The following is an 18,538-nucleotide window of genomic DNA, read 5'->3' on the forward strand; positions in this document are numbered from 1 at the left end:
CACCGCTCATACGCTGGACGCATGACGGTGGGCCAATCGGCGGGCAGAGCGCGTGCGCTGGTGTGGCCGCTGCTCACCGGCGTCGCGGTACTGGCCGGCTGCACGGCCGCCGGGATCGGGGCGCTGTCGCTGGCGCAGGCGCTGACCGCCACCGGGTTGCCCGATCCGGGGCCCGCCACCACTCTGGGTCTGCCGTTTGTCCGGGCGGTCGGCGAGATCGCGGCGGTGCTGGCCGTCGGGGCGTTTCTGTTCGCAGCCTTTTTGGCCCCGCCGCAAAAGACCGGGGTGCTCGACGCGGGCGGCTACCGGGCGCTTCGCCTGGGCACGGTGGCCTCGGGCGTGTGGGCGGTGTGCGCGGCCCTGCTGATTCCGCTGACCATCTCCGACGTATCCGGTCACCCGTTGGCCGAACACCTCAATCCGCTGACGATCTGGACCCTGGCCGACCTGATCAACACCGCGGGCGCATGGCGGTGGACGGCGGTGCTGGCCGCCGTGGTGACGCTGGCAAGCCTGGCCGTGTTGCGCTGGTCATGGACGCCGTTGCTGGTCGGCGGGTCGCTGATCACCCTGATTCCGTTGGGACTCACCGGCCACTCGTCGGCCGGCGGTTCGCACGACCTGGCCACCAATAGCCTGTTGATCCACCTGGTCGCGGCCAGCCTGTGGGCCGGTGGCCTGCTGGCTCTGCTGGCCCACGCGCTACGCGGCGGCGATCACCTCGCGCTGGCGGCGCGGCGCTTCTCGACGATCGCCTTGTGGTGCTGGATCGCGATGGCACTCAGCGGTGGAGTCAACGCGCTGGTGCGGGTGGTGCCGTCCGACCTGCCGACCACCGCGTATGGGCGCCTGGTGGTGGCCAAGTTCGTCGCCCTGTGCGTGCTCGGGTTCCTCGGCTGGCGCCAGCGGCGCGCCGGAGTTGTTGCGCTGCAGGCAGATCCGGGCTCACCGAAGGCGCGCGTCATCTTGATTCGGCTGGCGCTGATCGAGGCGGCCGTGTTCGGCGTGACGTTCGGCATCGCCGTCGGGCTGGGGCGCACGCCACCCCCGCCGCCGCCGGTTCGGCTGCCGACCATTCCCGAAGCCGAGATCGGCTACGACTTCGACGGTCCGCCCACGCTGGCGCGCATTCTCTTCGACTGGCGGTTCGATCTCATCTTCGGCACCGCGGCAATCATTTTGGCTGCCCTGTATGTGGCGGCGGTGTTGCGGTTGCGCCGCCGCGGCGATCAGTGGCCGGCCGGCCGGGTCGTGGCGTGGCTGTTGGGCTGCCTGACATTGCTGTTCGTCACGTCGTCGGGCGTCGGTCGCTACATGCCCGCGATGTTCAGCATGCACATGGCAGCGCACATGGGGCTGTCGATGCTGGTACCTATCCTGCTGGTGCTGGGCGGGCCGGTGAGCCTGGCGCTGCGGGCGCTGCCCGCCGCAGGCCGCAACGATCCGCCCGGCATGCGCGAATGGCTGCTGGCCGCCCTGCACAGCAGGGTGTCGCAGGTCCTCACCAATCCGATCGTGGCCACCGTGCTGTTCGTCGCCGGGTTCTACGGCCTTTATTTCACGTCGATCTTCGACGACGCGGTCGCCAGCCACGCCGGGCATCTGGCGATGAACGTCCACTTCCTGGTCAGCGGCTACCTCTTCTACTGGGTGGTGATCGGGGTCGATCCGACGCCGCGGCCGATCCCGCACCTGGCCAAGGTGGGCGTGGTCTTCGCCTCGCTGCCGATGCACGCGTTCTTCGGGGTGGAGCTGATGGGCACCCCGACCGTGCTCGGCGCCGCCTACTACCGATCGCTAGGCCTGAGCTGGCACACCGATCTCCTTGGCGACCAACGGCTGGGCGGTGGAATCGCTTGGGCGGCAGGCGAAGTGCCTCTGGTGATCGTCATGCTCGCGCTGTTGGTGCAGTGGGCGCGCAGCGACGCGAAGACCGCCCGGCGGCTGGATCGCGCGGCCGACCGCAACGACGACGCCGACCTGAGCGCCTACAACGCCATGCTCGCCGAGCTGGCGCGGCGCGAAACGCCGGAGCCGCGGTAGACCGGAAGGTCTTCCCGGTGTTTGTCCCCAGTCGCACCTTTCTCCACACACCCGCCCTGCCACGGCCTACGACGAGACGGCCCGTCGGTGTCATGCAGCTGAATGGGCAGCACGCACAAGCGCGAATGAACAAATTAGCTAGGAAAGGAACGCGAGCCAATGTTCGAAACCCCACTGACCGTCGTCGGTCACATCGTCAACGACCCGCAGCGCCGCAAGGTCGGCGATCAGGAGGTCATCAAATTCCGGGTGGCCAGCAATTCGCGCCGCCGCGCCGGGGACGGCAGCTGGGAGGCGGGGAACTCGCTGTTCATCACCGTCAACTGCTGGGGAAAGCTGGTCACCGGGGTGGGTGCCGCACTGGGTAAGGGCGCGCCGGTGATCGCGGTGGGACACGTCTACACCAGCGAGTACGAGGATCGCGACGGCAATCGCCGGTCATCGCTGGAGATGCGGGCGACCTCGGTCGGCCCCGACTTATCCCGCGCGATCGTGCGCATCGAGAAGCCCGGCTACAGCGGGCCGGACGCCGAGCCGGCGCCACCCGCCGGGGCGGGCACCACCGGCGATGCCGTGCCCACCGCCGTCGATGACCCGGTGGCATCCGACGACGGCTCCGCCGCGCGCGGCCCGCTGCCGCTGTCGGCGTAGCTCTCGGGTTGGGCGTTGGGTTAGCCCGCTCGCGTGATGCCTAGGATGGTCCGCGAGATCATTCTCAAAGACCAGAAAGGCACAACCGCGGCATGGCTGAGTTCATCTACACGATGAAGAAGGTCCGCAAGGCGCACGGCGACAAGGTGATCCTGGACGACGTCACCCTGAGTTTCTTCCCGGGCGCCAAGATCGGCGTCGTCGGCCCTAACGGCGCCGGTAAGTCGAGCGTCTTGCGGATCATGGCCGGTCTGGATAAGCCGAACAACGGCGACGCCTTCCTGGCCAATGACGCGACCGTCGGCATCCTGCAACAGGAGCCGCCGCTCAACGAAGAGAAGACCGTTCGCGGCAACGTCGAAGAGGGCTTGGGCGACATCAAGGTCAAGCTCGACCGGTTCAACGAGGTCGCCGAACTGATGGCCACCGACTACACCGACGAGCTGATGGACGAAATGGGCCGGCTGCAGGAGGAGCTGGACCACGCCGATGCGTGGGACCTCGACTCCCAGCTCGAGCAGGCGATGGACGCGCTGCGCTGCCCGCCGCCCGACGAGCCGGTGACGAACCTCTCCGGTGGCGAACGCCGTCGCGTGGCCCTGTGCAAGCTGCTGCTGAGCAAGCCTGACCTGCTGCTCCTCGACGAGCCGACCAACCACCTGGACGCCGAGAGCGTGCAGTGGCTCGAATCGCATCTGGCCAGCTACCCGGGTGCGATTCTGGCGGTCACCCACGACCGCTACTTCCTGGACAACGTCGCCGAATGGATCCTGGAACTCGACCGGGGCCGTGCCTACCCCTACGAGGGCAACTACTCGACCTACCTGGAGAAGAAGGCCGAGCGGCTTTCGGTGCAGGGACGCAAAGACGTCAAGCTGCAAAAGCGGTTGACCGAAGAGTTGGCGTGGGTGCGCTCCGGGGCCAAAGCACGCCAGGCCAAAAGTAAGGCCCGCCTGCAGCGTTACGAGGAGATGGCCGCCGAAGCGGAGAAGACGCGCAAGCTCGATTTCGAGGAGATCCAGATCCCCGTCGGGCCCCGGCTGGGCAACGTGGTTGTCGAGGTCGAACACCTCGACAAGGGCTTCGACGGACGCATCCTGATCAAGGACCTGTCGTTCACGTTGCCGCGCAACGGCATCGTCGGGGTCATCGGTCCCAACGGGGTCGGCAAGACCACGCTGTTCAAGACCATCGTCGGGCTGGAGGAGGCCGACAGCGGCGTGGTCAAGGTTGGAGAGACCGTCAAGCTCAGCTACGTCGACCAGGGCCGCTCGGGTATCGATCCGAAGAAAAACGTCTGGGAAGTCGTCTCGGATGGGCTGGACTACATCCAGGTCGGCCAGACCGAAGTGCCGTCGCGGGCCTACGTGTCGGCGTTCGGATTCAAGGGCCCCGACCAGCAGAAGCCGGCCGGCGTGCTGTCCGGCGGGGAGCGCAACCGGCTGAACCTCGCGCTGACCCTCAAGCAGGGCGGCAACCTGATCCTGCTGGACGAGCCGACCAACGACCTTGACGTCGAAACCCTGAGCTCGCTGGAAAACGCGCTGGAGCAGTTTCCCGGCTGCGCCGTGGTGATCAGCCACGACCGCTGGTTCCTCGACCGCACCTGCACGCACCTTTTGGCCTGGGAGGGCGACCAGGACAACGAGGCCAAATGGTTCTGGTTCGAGGGCAACTTCGGCGCGTACGAGGAGAACAAGGTGGAACGACTCGGTGCCGACGCCGCCAGGCCGCACCGGGTCACCCACCGAAGGCTGACACGCGACTAAGGTCAGCTCTGCCAACGAGGGCATAAGGCGTGAATGGGAGCCATCGGCATGACGATCGATTCCGGCGCGAAGCAGGACACCACGCCGTGGACCGCGTTCACCAAAGCATCGGACATCCCCGGTTGGATCGCCACCGCCTACGTCGAGAGCTACCGCGGCCCGCACGATAAGGAACTCGGAGCCGCCACCGGAATCGTCGACCTGAGCATCCCCACCGCGCTGGTCACCCCTGCCTTGTTGGGCGCGCATTACCGGCTCGGCCAGCACCGCCCGCCGGGTGAAAGCCGCGTCGCCGTGTACCCCGCGGACGATCCCGCCGGATTCGGGCCCGCGCTCCAAGTCGTCACCGACCACGGCGGCATGCTGATGGACTCGGTCACCGTGTTGTTGCACCGGCTCGGGGTGCCCTACACCGCGCTGATGACACCGGTGTTCAAGGTGCGTCGCGACCAGGCCGGCGAATTGCTCAGCATCGAACCGAAGGCACCCGGCACGCCGCAATACGTCGGCGAGGCCTGGATCCATATGCAGCTCGACCCTTCGGTCGATCACAAGACACTCACCGAGGTCGAAGAGCTGCTGCCCAAGGTGCTCGCCGACGTGCAGCAGGTCGCCGCGGACGCGGCAGCGATCATCACGACGCTCAACGACCTTGCCGCCGCTGTCGAAGCCAACACCGACGACCACTTTTCCGCACCGGACCGCGAAGACGTTGCGGCGCTGCTGAATTGGTTGGGCAGCGGCAATTTCCTGTTACTGGGCTACCAGCGTTGCCGCGTGGACGACGGTTTTGTCTTCGGCGACGGCTCCAGCGGACTAGGTGTGATGCGCAACCGCAGCGGTACAAGGCCGCGGCTGACCGACGACGACAAGCTGCTGGTGTTGGCCCAGGCCTCCGTCGGCAGCTACCTGCGCTACGGCGCGTACCCCTATGCGATCGCCGTCCGCGAATACGCCGACGGCGGCGTGATCGAGCACCGCTTCGTCGGCCTCTTCACGGTCGCCGCCATGAACGCCGACGTCCTGGAGATCCCGACGATCTCGCGGCGCGTGCGCGCGACGCTCACGATGGCCGACAACGACCCCGTGCACCCGGGCCAGCTGCTGCTCGACGTCATCCAGACCATCCCGCGCCCGGAACTCTTCACCATCAGTGCCGAACGGCTTTTCACCATGGCCAAGGCAGTGGTGGATCTGGGATCCCAACAGCGCGCGTTGCTGTTCCTGCGCGCCGATCGGCTGCAGTACTTCGTCTCCTGCCTGGTCTACGTGCCCCGCGATCGCTACACCACCCCGGTGCGGTTGCAGATCGAGGACATCCTGGTTCGCGAATTCGGCGGAACTCGACTGGAATTCACCGCCCGGGTCAGCGAATCACCCTGGGCGTTAATGCATTTCATGGTGCGGCTACCCGAAGATGCACCGCCCGTCGACGTCTCCGAACACAATCGGCTACGGATCCAGGTGTTGCTCAGCGAAGCCGCGCGCACCTGGACCGACCGGCTGATCAGCGCCGCCGCGGCCGGCTCGACCTCGCACGCCGACGCCGAGCACTACGCCGCTGCGTTCTCCGAGGTCTACAAATCCGCCATCGCTCCCGACGACGCCCTCGAGCACATCGCCATCATCAACGAGCTGTCCGACGACTCGGTCAAGCTGGTTTTCACCGACCGCAGCGACGACGGAGTCGCCCGCCTCACCTGGTTTCTGGGCGGGCACAGCGCCTCACTGAGCCAGCTGCTGCCGATGCTGCAGAGCATGGGGGTGGTGGTGCTCGAGGAGCGCCCGTTCACGGTCACGCGGCCGGACCGACTGCCGGTGTGGATCTACCAGTTCAAGATCCAACCGCACCCGACCATCCAGCTGCCCGCGACCGAGGCCGAGCGCGACGCAATGGGTGATCGATTCGCCGATGCGGTCACCGCGATCTGGCATGGCCGTGTCGAGGTCGACCGTTTCAATGAGCTGGTCATGCGCGCGGGGCTGACCTGGCAGCAGGTCGTGCTCTTGCGGGCCTACGCAAAGTACTTGCGGCAGGCCAACTTTCCCTACAGCCAGTCCTACATCGAATCGGTACTCAACGAGCACTGCTCGACTTCGCGATCGCTGGTCCTGCTGTTTGAAGCCCTGTTCGAGCCCCGGGCGTCGGGGCCGACCAGCCGCGACGCCCAAGCCGCCGCAGCCGCGGTCGCCGCGGACATCGACGCGCTCGTGAGCCTGGACACCGACCGGATTCTGCGCGCGTTCGCCTCACTGGTGCAGGCCACGCTGCGAACGAATTACTATGTCACCCGCGAAGGTTCGGCCCGCATGCGCAACGTGTTGTCCATCAAGCTGGACGCCCAGCTGGTCGACGAGCTGCCACTGCCGCGTCCCAAATACGAGATCTTCGTGTACTCGCCCCGCGTCGAAGGCGTCCACCTGCGGTTCGGTCCGGTGGCCCGCGGCGGCCTGCGCTGGTCGGACCGCCGCGACGACTTCCGCACCGAGATCCTGGGTCTGGTCAAAGCGCAGGCGGTGAAGAACGCCGTCATCGTGCCGGTCGGGGCCAAGGGCGGCTTCGTGCTCAAGCGCCCGCCACTGCCCACCGGCGACCCCGCCGTGGACCGTGACGCCAACCGCGCCGAAGGGGTGGCCTGCTATCAGCTCTTCGTCTCCGGGTTGCTCGACGTCACCGACAACGTCGACCACTCGACCGGAAAGGTCAGCCCGCCACCCCAGGTGATACGCCGGGACGGCGACGACGCGTATCTCGTCGTGGCCGCCGACAAGGGCACCGCCACCTTCTCCGACATCGCCAACGACGTCGCCAAGGCCTACGGATTCTGGTTGGGCGACGCCTTCGCCTCCGGCGGATCGGTCGGCTACGACCACAAGGCCATGGGCATCACCGCCAGGGGCGCATGGGAGGCGGTCAAGCGCCACTTCCGCGAGATGGGGGTGGACACCCAGACCGAGGACTTCACCGTCGTCGGCGTCGGCGACATGAGCGGCGACGTGTTCGGCAACGGGATGCTGCTGAGCAAGCACATCAGGCTGATCGCCGCCTTCGATCACCGGCACGTCTTTCTCGATCCGGACCCCGACGCCGCGACGTCCTGGACCGAACGGCAACGGATGTTCGAGCTGCCGCGCTCCAGCTGGGACGACTACGACAAGTCGCAAATCAGCGAGGGCGGCGGGGTATACAGCCGCGAGCAGAAGGCCATCCCCGTCAGCCCGCAGGTGCGCACCGCCCTCGGCATCTACGAGGACGTCAGCGAGATGGCGCCGCCCGACCTGATCAAGGCGATTCTGCTGGCACCGGTGGATCTGTTGTTCAACGGCGGCATCGGCACCTACATCAAGGCGGAGACTGAGTCCGATGCCAACGTCGGCGATCGCGCCAACGATCCGGTGCGGGTCAACGGAAACCAGTTGCGCGCCAAGGTCATCGGCGAGGGCGGCAATCTCGGGGTGACCGCGCTAGGCCGGGTCGAGTTCGATCTGGCCGGTGGGCGGATCAACACCGACGCGATGGACAACTCCGCCGGCGTGGACTGTTCAGACCACGAGGTCAACATCAAGATCCTGATCGACTCGCTGGTCACCGCGGGCAAGGTCAAGGTCGAGGAACGCACCCAGCTGCTGGAGTCGATGACCGACGAGGTCGCGCAGTTGGTGCTCACCGACAACGAAGACCAGAACGACCTGATCGGGACCAGCCGCGCCAACGCGGCCAGCCTGCTCCCGGTGCACGCGTTGCAGATCAAGTATCTGGAAGGGCGCGGACTCAACCGCGAATTGGAAGCGCTGCCGTCGGAGAAGGAGATCGCACGGCGCACCGAGGCCGGCATCGGACTCACCTCTCCCGAGCTTTCAACCTTGATGGCGCACGTCAAGCTGACGCTCAAAGAGGAGATGCTGACCACCGAATTGCCGGAGCAGGACGTGTTCGCATCCCGGCTGCCGCAATACTTTCCAACGCCGCTGCGCGAACGTTTCACCCCGGAGATTCGCACGCATCAGCTTCGCCGCGAGATCGTCGCGACCATGCTGATCAACGATCTGGTGGACACCGGCGGCATCAGCTACGCCTTCCGGATCAGCGAAGACGTCGGAGTCGGGCCGATCGACGCGATCCGCACCTATGTCGCCACCGACGCCATCTTCGGCGTGGGCCACATCTGGCGCCGGATCCGGGCCGCGGACATCCCGGTCGAGCTGTCCGACCGTTTGACACTGGACACCCGGCGCCTCATTGACCGCGCCGGGCGCTGGCTGCTCAACTATCGCCCCCAGCCCTTGGCGGTCGGCGCCGAGATCAACAGGTTCGCCGCCAAGGTCAAAGCGCTGACGCCGCGGATGCCGGAATGGCTGCGCGGTGACGACAAGGCCATTGTCGAACAGGAGGTCGCCGAATTCGTCTCGCAGGGGGCGCCGCAAGATCTTGCCTACCGCGTCGCGGCCGGCCTGTACCGCTTCAGCCTGCTCGACATCATCGACATCGCCGATATCACCGAGGTCGAGACCGACGACGTGGCAGACACGTATTTCGCGCTGATGGATCGGCTGGGAACCGACGGCCTGTTGACCGCGATATCCGAACTGCCCCGCAATGACCGCTGGCATTCGTTGGCGCGCTTGGCAATTCGTGACGACATCTACGCCTCGCTGCGATCGCTATGTCTCGACGTGCTGGCGGTCGGGGAGCCGCACGAAAGCGGCGAAGAGAAGATCGCCGAATGGGAACACATCAGCGCCTCCCGGGTGGAGCGGGCACGCCGCACGCTCACCGAGATCTACGAGAGCGGCGCCACGGACCTCGCCACGCTCTCGGTGGCCGCACGACAGATCCGTCGCATGACCCGCACCAGCGGGCGAGGGTCGTCGGTGTGACGGTCGGGTTTGTCGCACAGGTTCCAGTGCGTTGGTCGGATATCGACATGTATCAGCACGTCAACCACGCGACCATGGTCACGATCCTGGAAGAGGCGCGAGTCCCCTTCCTCAAACCGGCCTTCGAGACCGACATCTTGTCCATCGGACTGCTGATCGCCGATGTCCGGGTCACCTACAAGGGGCAACTGCGACTGGTCGATTCGCCGCTGCAGGTGACCATTTGGACCCAGCGCCTGCGCGCGGTGGACTTCACGCTCGGCTACGAAGTGCGTTCGGTCAGCGCGGATCCCGAGTCCAAACCCGCCGTCATCGGCGAGTCGCAGCTGGTCGCGTTCAATATCGAGGAGCAGCGCCTGGTGCGCCTCTTGCCACATCATCGGGAGTACTTGCAGCGGTGGCTTCGAGAATAAAGCAGGCAGCGGATCGCGGATTGTGGCTGGGCCCAACCTCCATGGAAGCCCACCGCGCGGACCTGGCTGCGTTCGTCGACCGGGCGAAGCGGCTCGACGAAATCGCGGTCATCCGCTTGCGCACCCGATCTTCCAGGCTGTTAACCGCATGGATGGCAACAGGTTTCGATGTGCTGGCCAGCCGGGTGGTGGTGGGCAGGGTGCGGCCCGAGGACACGACGGTCGCTGTGGACGAACTGGCGCGGGGCCTATCCAGGATGGACACCTTGGGCTACGTCAATCCGGGCTTCGCGATGGACTCGGCGTGGCGCAGCGCGCTGCCCCCGGAATCCGGCTTCGTCCACCTCGACGACGTACCGGCCCGGGTGATGCTGGACCTGGCGCAACAGGGCGCGCGACTTGCCAAGGAGCACAGTAGTTCTCACGGCCCGCCAGCTTCGCTGCTCGACCAGGAGGTCATCCGGGTCAGCTCGGCCAACGACAGTGTCGGGCTACCGATGCGCTGCGTGTTCGCGTTGACCGCGATGGGTTTTCTGCCGCAGTCAGCGGAGGCGATCGACGACGAGGACATCATCCGGGTCCGGATCATGCCGGCGTGGTTGCGTCTGGATGCCAGGTTCGGCTCCGTGTACCGCCGTCGCGGAAGTTCGGCCGTGGTTCTGCGCTGATCGGCCTTTGGCTCAGCGCGAGTTTATGGCGAAGCCCCGGAGCCGCGCGGTCGTCAGTTGGGGCCGTTGACGGCGTCGAACGTAGCGACGGAGGCCGCCGTTCGTCAGGTGCCGTAGTGCAGCCACAACGGCAACACGGAATTCAGGTAGTCCATGAATTTCTTGAGTCCCACCCGGTGTTCCCCGAAGCCGTACCGATCTTCGGCGTACTCCGGAAACGCGATGCCCAAGCCGAATAGGCCCGGCGCGATGATGCCGTTTTGTTGGTTGTATTCCAGTTCGCCCCACTGTGGGGTCGCCGGCAGTTGTCTGCGCTCGAAGCCGACGGTGTAGACGACGCGATCGCAGGCTTCGAGCTTCTCCTGGAATTCCGGGCTCGAGACCCAGCAGCGCTCCAGTCGGTCCGGATGCTTTCCGTCGATATTTTCGCGGGCCCATGCCGCCGCGTGCCCCTTGAGGCCGGTGTCGTCGAACAAAATCCAGCCATCCAGGTACACAGCGTATTTCAGCGGTGTCCGGTAGAAGTTGATGACCTTCTCGACGGGCTGGCGCAGCAGGTTCGGCAGGGCGATCATCGACGAGTGCGAGGAGCCGAAGACCGCGACGGTCGCACCGTCAAGTGATTGCGCCGCAAGCTTTTCCGGATCAAGAGCAACCTCGACGGGGATCTCGTCGAGGTGAGGGTAGGACAGGCTCTTGGGTACGGCGCCGACGGCGAGAATCACGTTGTCGGAGAACACTTCTCGGTGCTCGGTGTCGATTCTCCATTGTCGCTGGTGCAGGGACAGCGACGTCGCTGTTGCTTGAACGACATGCACCCGTTCGCGTAGCTGTTGGGTGACCCACACCAGGGGATCGGCGACCAGGTCGAGGGCGCAGGTGTCCTCGGGGTCGACTTCTTGCAGTGGCGTCGGGGGCGCCTCCGCGAAGCGGAATGCGGCAGAGGCATTCAGGAAGCCCAGAAACGTCTCAGCGATGGTATTGCTGGATACCGATCGCCATTTTTGGCCGAGGTCGCCTACGGCAAAAGCGGGGTCAATCCAGGCGATCTTTTCCGCAGCGATTCCATGATCGAGCAGCCGTCCCACCGCGGCAATACCCGCCGGTCCGGCCCCGATCACTGTCCACGCGTAGGTCGGCATGTATTAGGTATAGAGGAACCAACGGTGCCGTGCTCGGTGCGCGGCCATCGGCTAGACGAGCCAGGCCGCGACATCCGGCGGCAACTGACCGTCGACCAGAGGGCCGCTGGCGAAGATGGGCTCTCCGGCCGGGAGCGGGATCGCAGTCTCACCGGCGTTGAGCGCGCACACCAGGCCGCCGCGGGCCCGAAATATCACCGCGTCGGACGGCGAGGTGAGCCACTCGAGCTCGACGCCGTCGAATTCCACACGCTTCCTTCGCAATTCGAGCGCTTTCTGGAAGAACGACAGCGTCGACTCGGGATCGCCTTGTTGCTTTTGCACCGTCAGTGCCGCCCACTCCGCGGGCATCGGCAACCACGTGTCGTCGGACGTCGAGAAGCCGAACGGGGGAGCGTCGCCCGACCACGGCAGCGGAACGCGGCACTTGTCACGGCCCCGCTCGGTGTGCCCGGAGCGTTCCCACGTCGGGTCCTGCAGCACTTCCTCGGGCAGGTCCAACACGTCGGGCAGCCCGAGTTCCTCGCCGTTGTAGACGAAAACCGTGCCCGGCAGCGCGAGCATCAGCAGCGCCATGGCCCGCGCCCGGCGCAGCCCGATCTCGCCGCCGCCGTAACGGGTCACTTCGCGGTCCACGTCGTGGTTGGACAGCGTCCACGTTGGGACGGCGTCGTGAATCCCGATGGCCGCAAGGGAATTGTCGATCGCGTGGCGGATCTCGCCGGCGTCGAAGCCGATCTTGGTCAGCCGGAAGTTGAAGCCCAGATGCAGTTCGTCTGGGCGCAGGTATTCCGCCCAGAGGGCGTTGTCCATGACCCAGACCTCGCCGATGGTGACCGCGTCCGGATAGTTGTCGACGACTTTGCGGATCCCGCGGTGAACCTCGTGCACGCTCGGGTGGTTGAAGCGCGGGTCGTCGTCGCTGTGCGACAACACCTTGACGCCTTCCTTCGCGTCGGGCAGGCCGGGGGGCTTGGCCATCCCGTGTGCCACGTCGATGCGGAACCCGTCCACGCCGCGGTCCAGCCAGAAGCGCAGCGTCTTCTCGAAATCGTCGAACACTTCTGGGTTCTCCCAGTTCAGGTCCGGCTGCTCGGTGTCGAAGAGGTGCAAGTAGTACTGGCCGGGATTGCCGTCGGGCTCGACCACCCGCGTCCAGGCCGAGCCGCCGAACACCGACGTCCAGTTGTTCGGCGGCAGCTCCCCGGCCGAGCCGAGACCGTCGCGAAAGTAATAGCGTTCCCGCGCGTCGGTGCCCGGGCCTGCGGCCAGCGCCGCCTGGAACCAGGGGTGCGCCGAGCTGGTGTGGTTGGGCACCACGTCCATGGTGAGCTTGATGCCCCGCTCGTGTGCCGCCGAGATCAGCCGTTCGATCGCGGGCATCCCGCCGAACAGCGGGTCGATGTCGCGGGGATCGGCGACGTCGTAGCCGTGGTCGGCCATCGGCGAGACCATCACCGGGCTGAGCCAAATCGCGTCGACGCTCAGTCGCTCGAGGTGATCCAGATGGGCCACCAAGCCGTCGATGTCGCCGACCCCGTCGCCATTGCTGTCAGCGAAAGACCGGGGATAGACCTGATAAAAAACCGCGTTCGACCACCATGCTGCGGGGCTCATCCTGCTCCGTTCAGTTTGCTCGGCGTTTAGGGCTAGAGATCAAAACGTTGAATTGACGAGTGAGTGTGCGGCCATTTCCAGATAGTCGAGCAACTCGCGGCGGTGCTCGTCGTCGAGAATGTGTGCGTCGATGGACGCGACCGCGGTGTGCATGCACCGCAGCCAGGCGTCGCGCTCGATGGGAGTGATCCGGAACGGCGCGTGACGCATCCGCAGCCGCGGATGTCCGCGCTGGTCAGAGTATGTTCGCGGGCCGCCCCAGTACTGCTCGAGGAACATCCGCAACCGTTCTTCGGCGCCCGCCAGGTCGTCCGCCGGATACAGCACGTTCAGTATTTCGTCCTCGGGGACCAGCTCATAAAACCGGTGCACGATCGCGTGGAAAGTCTCGGCACCACCGACAGCGTCGTAGAACGACTGTTGCTGGGATTCCATCGCCTCCATTGTGGTGCATCAGCGTCGCGGCAACTCCCACCGGGCCCCGGGTGCTCCTTGCTGTTCACCGGCTGGTAACGGCGCGCACCTGGAATAGGCGTGCGATTGGCGGCGAATCATGATGGACTGTCGACGGAGGATCTATGGCGCAGGGCAAGAAGCGCCGCAGCCACCGCAGTTCCGGGGCCGCGGCAGGGTTAACCGGGCCCCCAACCGTGTCGTCCCTGCACAGCCTCGATAGCCATCCGCCCAACCGGCTCGACAGCGCGTCGATCTGGAGTCGGCGCCGCGTGCTGCTGCTGAACTCCACCTACGAGCCACTGACCGCGCTGCCGATGCGGCGAGCGATCGTCATGGTGATCTGCGGCAAGGCCGACGTCGTGCACGCCGACCCGTCAGGGCCGGTCATCCACTCGGCGACGAGCTCAATCGCGGTGCCGTCGGTCATCCAGCTGCGGACCTATGTCCGGGTGCCGTATCGCGCCCGGGTCCCGATGACCCGCGCCGCCCTGATGCACCGTGACCGGTTCTCATGTGCCTATTGCGGGGCCAAGGCCGACACCGTCGACCATGTGGTGCCCCGCAGCCGCGGCGGGGACCACTCCTGGGAGAACTGCGTGGCGTGCTGTTCGACGTGCAACCACCGCAAGGGCGACAAACTGCTTGCCGAACTCGGCTGGGCATTGCGCCGCCCGCCCGTCCCGCCGACGGGCCAGCATTGGCGCCTGCTGTCCACGGTCAAGGAAATGGATCCGGCTTGGGCCCGGTACCTCGGCGAAGGCGCGGCCTGACCAACAAACTTGTGTCCGAACGCGCCAGCCACTGGCCCGGTGGGATACGGTTTGCGTCGTGAACGAGATGCAGATTCACCTTGTATCAGTCGGCATCCCGGCGTTGCTGGTGATCGTGCTGGTCGCCCTGATCTATAGGCGCAAGGGACCACACCCCGCGAGCTACACATTGTCGGAGCCGTGGACGCACGCACCCGTCCTGTGGGCGGCCACCGACGAGGCGGTCGACAAGTCCCACGGACATCACTCATCGGAGTTCTCAGTCGGAGGTGGCGCCAGTGGCACATGGTGAGGTAGCAACGATCGAACACACCGAGCTGCCCAAGGGTTGGGTGATCACCACCAGCGGACGAATCTCCGGAGTCACCGAGCCCGGTGAACTCTCGTCCGACCTTCCCTTCACGATCAACGACCTCGTCGCCATCGATGACGCCCTGAAATACGGCTCGCGAGCATCGCTGGCCCGGTTCGCGATCTACATCGGCGACCTGGGTGGCGACACCGCCGCCCGGGCCCGCGAGATCCTGGCCAAGGTGCCGACGCCCAACAACGCTGTGCTCCTTGCCGTCTCGCCCGACCAGAGCGTCATCGAAGTGGTCTACGGCGCGCAGGTCCGGGGACGCGGCGCCGAGGCGGCCGCGCCGCTGGGAGTTGCCGCCGCGGCCGCGGCCTTCGAGCAGGGCCACCTGGTCGACGGGCTGGTCAGCGCGATCGGGGTGCTCAGCGAGGGAATCTCACCCGCCTGACGTCAGTCGGCGGCGTCGAACTGGCGCGCCCGCAGCGACCGCTTCACTCCCGCTTGGCCTTCGAGCACCAGCCGGCGCAGCGCCGGGGGAACCGCGGAGCCGCCGAGGAATTTCTCCGCGGCGGCCACGCCTTCGTCGCTGATGTCCCAGGACGGATACAGCCCGATCACCACCGTTTGGGCGACCTCGCTGGAGCGCCGCTCCCAGACGCGGGGAATCGCGTCGAAGTACCGCGCGGTGAACGGCTGCAGCAGCTCAGCCTGGCCCGGCGCGGCGAAGCCCGCGATGATGGAGCGTCCGGTGATGTTGGCCAGCGTGTCGTCCTCGGTCACCTGAGCCCAGGCCTTCTCTTTGACGTCGCGCTGGGGACGCGCGGCCGCCGCCAACGCGCCATGCCGTTTACCGGCCGCGGTGGGGTCGCGCTCCACTTCGGCGTCGATGAACGGCGTTTCGGGTCCATCGCCGTCGATGTCGCCGGCCGTGGCCAGGGCGGTCACGATGCGCCAGCGCAGCTCGGTGTCGATGTCCAGGCCCGCCAAACCCACGTCGGCGGGGTCGCGGTCAAGCAAATCGGCCAGCGTCACGACGTGCCGGGTGGACAGCACCGACGCGCACAACGCGTTGACGAAGGCCAGCTGATGGTCGGATCCGGCCGCAGCGCCGCGGGCCAATTCCAGTAGCCGGTCGGCGAATTGCGGCCAGCCGTGTTCGCGGGCCCAGGCCGGGTCGGCGTAGGACCCCAGCGCCGTCTGGGCCTGCAGCAGCAGCCGCTGCAGCACGGCGATTTCGGTTTCGGCATGGACGCCGCCGGAGACCAAAGCCACGAAGTCGCGGGCCCGCAGTTCGGCCTCGCGGGTCATCTCCCAGGCCGCCGACCACACCAGCGTGCGGGGCAGCGGCTCGGTGATGTCGGCGATGCGGTCCAGCGCGGTCTGCAGCGACTGCCCATCCAGCCGCAGCGAGCAATAGGTCAGGTCGTCGTCGTTGACCAGGATCAGCTTGCCCGACGAAACACCAACGAGCGCAGGCACTTCCGTCTCCGAACCGTCGACGTCGAGCTCTTCGCGCTGCACGCGCACCAGTTTCCCGGTTTGGTCCTCGTCATAGATTCCGATGGCCAGCCGGTGCACCCGCGTCTCGCCCGCGCCCGGCGCGGCGCCGCCCTGGTGCACGACGAACCGGGTGAACTTGCCGTCGGCGTCGACGTCGAAATCCGGCCGCAACGTATTGAGCCCGGTGGTTTTCAGCCACTGCCGGCCCCAGTCGGACAAGTCACGGCCCGAGGCCTTTTCGAGCGCGCCCAGCAGGTCGCTGAAGGTGGCATTGCCGTATGCGTGGGTACGGAAGTAATCGCGCAGCCCGGCCAGGAAGTGCTCGAGCCCGACGTAGGCGACGAGCTGCTTGAGCACCGAAGCGCCTTTGGCATAGGTGATTCCGTCGAAGTTCACCTCGACGGCGGCCAGGTCGGGGATGTCGGCGGCGATCGGATGCGTCGACGGCAACTGGTCCTGGCGGTAGGCCCACGACTTCTCCACCGTGGCGAACGTCGTCCACGCCTCGGTGAATTCGGTGGCCTCGCTTTGACACAGCACCGATGCGAACGTCGCGAACGACTCGTTCAGCCACAGGTCGTCCCACCACGTCATGGTGACCAGGTCGCCGAACCACATGTGCGCCATCTCGTGCAGCACCGTCTCGGCGCGCCGCTCGTAGGACGCCCGGGTGACCTTGCTGCGGAAGACGTAGTCCTCGAGGAAGGTCACCGCGCCCGCGTTTTCCATTGCGCCGGCGTTGAATTCGGGAACGAACAATTGGTCGTACTTGCCGAACGCATAGGGCAGGCCGAAGTTCTGGTGGTAGAAGCCGAAGCCCTGCTTGGTCTGGGTGAACAACCGCTCGGCGTCCATGTGTGGGGCCAGCGAGTTCCGGCAGTAGATGCCCAGCGGAATCTCGCCGTGCTCGTCGGTGTAGCTGTCTTTCCATTCCGCGTAGGGGCCGGCGATCAAGGCCACCAGGTAGGTGCTCATCCGCGGAGTGACGGCGAAGGTGTGCACGCCGTTCTCCACGCTGCGGGTCGGGCCGTTGGAGATCACCTTCCAGTGCTCCGGCGCGGTCACCCGCACATCGAACGTCGCCTTGAGGTCGGGCTGGTCGAAGCAGGCGAACATGCGCTTGGCGTCGGCGGTTTCGAACTGCGAGTACAGGTAGACCTCGTTGTCCACCGGGTCGACGAACCGGTGCAGGCCCTCGCCGGTGTTGGAGTAGCGGCAGTCGGCATCGACGACCAGGACATTGCGGTCGGCGAGCCCGACCAACGGGATGCCGATCGATTCGTCGTAGCCGGAGACATCGAGTTCGTGGCCGTTGAGGGTGGCGCTGTGCACGGCGTCCGCGGCGAGGTCGATGACCGTGTCGGCGCCGGCCAGCGCGTCGAACACCACGGTGGTGGTGGACCGGAACGTTCGCTGGCCGGGCGCCCCACTACCGCCCGAGCCGTCGGTGATGTCGAGGCTGATCTGGTAGCTGTCAACGGTGATCAGAGCGGCGCGCTCGACCGCCTGGTCTCGGGTGAGGTTAGGAAGTGCCACGCCTCCAACTTAAAGCGTGCGCGGCCGGACCTGCAGATCGGGAACAGTGCGGCGGTGACTACCGTTGTGCCAGACGTCACTTATGACCGTCCGTGAACCCTCCAGGAGAGGACTGCGCAATGTCCGAAAAGGCCCCCGCGAAAAACCAAGCCGATTTCTGGTTCGACCCGCTGTGTCCGTGGGCGTGGATCACCTCGCGCTGGATCCTCGAAGTGGAAAAGGTTCGCGACATCGAGGTGAACTTCCACGTCATGAGCCTTGCCGTGCTCAACGAGAACCGCGAAGGCCTGCCGGAGAGTTACCGGGAGAAGTTGGCGCAGGCCTTCGGTCCGGTACGGGTGGCGATCGCCGCCGAGCAGGCACATGGCGCCAAGGTGCTGGAGCCGCTGTACACCGCTATGGGAACCCGCATCCACAACGAGGACAACAAGAACATGGCCGAGGTCATCTCGCTGGCCCTGGCCGACGCGGGCCTGCCTGCCGAGCTCGCCGAGGCCGCGACGAGCGACGAATACGACGCTGCGCTGCGCAAGAGCCATCACGCTGGGATGGACGCGGTCGGTGACGATGTCGGCACGCCGACCATCCACGTCAACGGTGTGGCGTTCTTCGGGCCGGTGCTCTCGCGGATCCCGCGTGGTGAAGAGGCCGGCAAGCTCTGGGACGCCTCGGTGACCTTCGCGTCGTATCCGCACTTCTTCGAACTCAAGCGGACTCGGCACGAAAAGCCGGAATTCGACTGACTCGGTAGCGCCGGACGACGTGACGCATTGCGCGTTGCGTCGTTGGGCGCGCCA

At 66.3% G+C, this 18,538-nt stretch carries 14 protein-coding genes; 10 read left to right on the forward strand and 4 right to left on the reverse strand.

The genetic code is table 11. The annotated features are described in order from the left end of the window. The first annotated feature begins 21 nt into the window (after positions 1–21). The 6 genes from MNAB215_RS19560 to MNAB215_RS19585 all read left to right on the forward strand — a co-directional run bounded on the left by MNAB215_RS19560 (position 22) and on the right by MNAB215_RS19585 (position 10,422). Positions 22–2,043, forward strand: a complete 2,022-nt coding sequence (locus MNAB215_RS19560) for a bifunctional copper resistance protein CopD/cytochrome c oxidase assembly protein (protein ID WP_077080275.1) — start codon at positions 22–24, stop codon at positions 2,041–2,043. A 159-nt stretch (positions 2,044–2,202) separates the two neighbouring features. Beyond that, positions 2,203–2,694, forward strand: a complete 492-nt coding sequence (locus MNAB215_RS19565) for a single-stranded DNA-binding protein (protein ID WP_077080276.1) — start codon at positions 2,203–2,205, stop codon at positions 2,692–2,694. Positions 2,695–2,786: 92 nt separating this feature from the next. Continuing rightward, on the forward strand, positions 2,787–4,463 hold the full coding sequence (gene ettA, locus MNAB215_RS19570; protein ID WP_077080277.1) for an energy-dependent translational throttle protein EttA: 1,677 nt from the start codon (positions 2,787–2,789) through the stop codon (positions 4,461–4,463). 48 nt (positions 4,464–4,511) lie between these two features. Further along, the gene (locus MNAB215_RS19575) at positions 4,512–9,341 is read left to right on the forward strand and encodes an NAD-glutamate dehydrogenase (RefSeq protein ID WP_077080278.1); all 4,830 of its coding nucleotides are present in this window, start codon (positions 4,512–4,514) and stop codon (positions 9,339–9,341) included. Then, positions 9,338–9,754: an acyl-CoA thioesterase gene (locus tag MNAB215_RS19580; RefSeq protein WP_077080279.1), complete on the forward strand. Its 417-nt coding sequence runs from the start codon at positions 9,338–9,340 to the stop codon at positions 9,752–9,754. The genes MNAB215_RS19575 and MNAB215_RS19580 overlap by 4 nt, the downstream gene beginning before the upstream one ends. 41 nt (positions 9,755–9,795) lie before the next feature. Further along, positions 9,796–10,422, forward strand: a complete 627-nt coding sequence (locus MNAB215_RS19585; RefSeq protein ID WP_425436484.1) for a DUF8185 domain-containing protein — start codon at positions 9,796–9,798, stop codon at positions 10,420–10,422. Positions 10,423–10,526: 104 nt separating this feature from the next. On the opposite strand, the gene MNAB215_RS19590 is transcribed toward MNAB215_RS19585, so the two are convergent. From MNAB215_RS19590 to MNAB215_RS19600, 3 genes are all read right to left on the reverse strand, one after another. Then, on the reverse strand, positions 10,527–11,543 hold the full coding sequence (locus MNAB215_RS19590; RefSeq protein WP_077082169.1) for an FAD/NAD(P)-binding protein: 1,017 nt from the start codon (positions 11,541–11,543) through the stop codon (positions 10,527–10,529). A gap of 72 nt (positions 11,544–11,615) precedes the next feature. Beyond that, positions 11,616–13,181: a glycoside hydrolase family 13 protein gene (locus MNAB215_RS19595; protein WP_077080280.1), complete on the reverse strand. Its 1,566-nt coding sequence runs from the start codon at positions 13,179–13,181 to the stop codon at positions 11,616–11,618. A 39-nt stretch (positions 13,182–13,220) separates the two neighbouring features. Further along, a complete protein-coding gene (locus tag MNAB215_RS19600) occupies positions 13,221–13,616 on the reverse strand; it encodes a globin (protein ID WP_108637791.1) in 396 nt (131 codons plus the stop codon). A gap of 143 nt (positions 13,617–13,759) precedes the next feature. Here MNAB215_RS19600 and MNAB215_RS19605 point away from each other — a divergent pair, with 143 nt between their 5' ends. The 3 genes from MNAB215_RS19605 (at position 13,760) to MNAB215_RS19615 (ending at position 15,153) form a co-directional block, all read left to right on the forward strand. Next, positions 13,760–14,407, forward strand: a complete 648-nt coding sequence (locus MNAB215_RS19605) for an HNH endonuclease (RefSeq protein ID WP_077080282.1) — start codon at positions 13,760–13,762, stop codon at positions 14,405–14,407. Between the two features lie 67 nt (positions 14,408–14,474). Then, positions 14,475–14,699 (forward strand): aa3-type cytochrome oxidase subunit CtaJ, encoded by a 225-nt coding sequence (ctaJ, locus tag MNAB215_RS19610; protein ID WP_077082170.1) that lies wholly within the window; start codon positions 14,475–14,477, stop codon positions 14,697–14,699. Continuing rightward, positions 14,686–15,153 carry a DUF5130 domain-containing protein gene (locus MNAB215_RS19615; RefSeq protein ID WP_077080283.1) on the forward strand — a complete coding sequence of 156 codons (468 nt, stop codon included), beginning with the start codon at positions 14,686–14,688 and terminating at the stop codon, positions 15,151–15,153. Before ctaJ ends, MNAB215_RS19615 begins: the two co-directional genes overlap by 14 nt. Before the next feature lie 2 nt (positions 15,154–15,155). Here MNAB215_RS19615 and pepN read toward each other — a convergent pair whose 3' ends face one another. Further along, positions 15,156–17,741, reverse strand: a complete 2,586-nt coding sequence (gene pepN, locus MNAB215_RS19620) for an aminopeptidase N (protein ID WP_077080284.1) — start codon at positions 17,739–17,741, stop codon at positions 15,156–15,158. Between the two features lie 119 nt (positions 17,742–17,860). Between pepN and MNAB215_RS19625 the strand changes: the two genes are divergently transcribed. Next, positions 17,861–18,484: a mycothiol-dependent nitroreductase Rv2466c family protein gene (locus tag MNAB215_RS19625; protein WP_077080285.1), complete on the forward strand. Its 624-nt coding sequence runs from the start codon at positions 17,861–17,863 to the stop codon at positions 18,482–18,484. Positions 18,485–18,538: the final 54 nt, after the last annotated feature.

The organism is Mycobacterium numidiamassiliense, from assembly GCF_900157365.1.
GTDB classification, from domain to species: domain Bacteria; phylum Actinomycetota; class Actinomycetes; order Mycobacteriales; family Mycobacteriaceae; genus Mycobacterium; species Mycobacterium numidiamassiliense.

What these genes read in the sequence shown, in the direction of transcription:
- MNAB215_RS19605 (WP_077080282.1), top strand. Translation starts at nt 13,760, where the DNA reads ATGGCGCAGGGCAAGAAGCGCCGCAGCCACCGCAGTTCCGGGGCCGCG.
- ctaJ (WP_077082170.1), top strand. Translation starts at nt 14,475, where the DNA reads ATGCAGATTCACCTTGTATCAGTCGGCATCCCGGCGTTGCTGGTGATC.
- MNAB215_RS19600 (WP_108637791.1), bottom strand. Translation starts at nt 13,616, where the DNA reads ATGGAATCCCAGCAACAGTCGTTCTACGACGCTGTCGGTGGTGCCGAG.
- MNAB215_RS19625 (WP_077080285.1), top strand. Translation starts at nt 17,861, where the DNA reads ATGTCCGAAAAGGCCCCCGCGAAAAACCAAGCCGATTTCTGGTTCGAC.
- ettA (WP_077080277.1), top strand. Translation starts at nt 2,787, where the DNA reads ATGGCTGAGTTCATCTACACGATGAAGAAGGTCCGCAAGGCGCACGGC.
- MNAB215_RS19575 (WP_077080278.1), top strand. Translation starts at nt 4,512, where the DNA reads ATGACGATCGATTCCGGCGCGAAGCAGGACACCACGCCGTGGACCGCG.
- MNAB215_RS19560 (WP_077080275.1), top strand. Translation starts at nt 22, where the DNA reads ATGACGGTGGGCCAATCGGCGGGCAGAGCGCGTGCGCTGGTGTGGCCG.
- MNAB215_RS19585 (WP_425436484.1), top strand. Translation starts at nt 9,796, where the DNA reads ATGGAAGCCCACCGCGCGGACCTGGCTGCGTTCGTCGACCGGGCGAAG.
- MNAB215_RS19565 (WP_077080276.1), top strand. Translation starts at nt 2,203, where the DNA reads ATGTTCGAAACCCCACTGACCGTCGTCGGTCACATCGTCAACGACCCG.
- MNAB215_RS19595 (WP_077080280.1), bottom strand. Translation starts at nt 13,181, where the DNA reads ATGAGCCCCGCAGCATGGTGGTCGAACGCGGTTTTTTATCAGGTCTAT.